The sequence below is a fragment of the Vibrio sp. Y176 genome (assembly GCF_033438945.1).
In genome coordinates this window covers 1-528 of sequence record NZ_JAWOQS010001130.1, presented here as the reverse complement: position 1 = coordinate 528, position 528 = coordinate 1, and the positions used below count along the sequence as shown (strand labels likewise).

Annotated in this window: 1 protein-coding gene; it reads right to left on the bottom strand. The window is 50.6% G+C overall.

Annotated features, from left to right (window positions below; all coding sequences use genetic code 11):
- The coding region (locus tag R7O13_RS30590; protein ID WP_318305687.1) for an AMP-binding protein at positions 1–528 on the bottom strand (528 nt) is incomplete at both ends.

Sequence of the window (528 nt, the reverse complement as noted above, 5' to 3'; positions counted from 1 at the left end):
CAGATCATACTGCTTTAAGAACTCGCCTTCCGGGTCTTCTTTCTTAATCGCACGGAAAGCCGTTGGCGCCGAGAACAAAGCATCCACTTTATACTCGTCACACACACGCCAGAATGCGCCCGGATTCGGAGTTCTGACTGGCTTACCTTCAAACAGAATTGTGGTGCAACCATGAATCAATGGCGCGTAAACAATGTAAGAGTGGCAGACAACCCAGCCCACGTCGGATGCCGCCCAGAACACACCACCTTGCGGGATGTTGTAGATTGCGCTCATTGAGTACTTCAGTGCCACGGCATGACCACCGTTATCACGCACTACGCCTTTTGGTTTACCTGTGGTACCCGAGGTGTAAAGAATGTATAGCGGATCTGTCGCCAGTACTGGTACACAGGCATGTGGAAGTGCTTGGCTGTACTCTTGCTGCCAATCCAGATCTCTCTCTTGGTTTAACTCGGCTTCGCATTCTGGTCGCTGGAAAACAAACACTTTCTCTGGCTTCCAACGACTATCCATGATCGCTTTGTC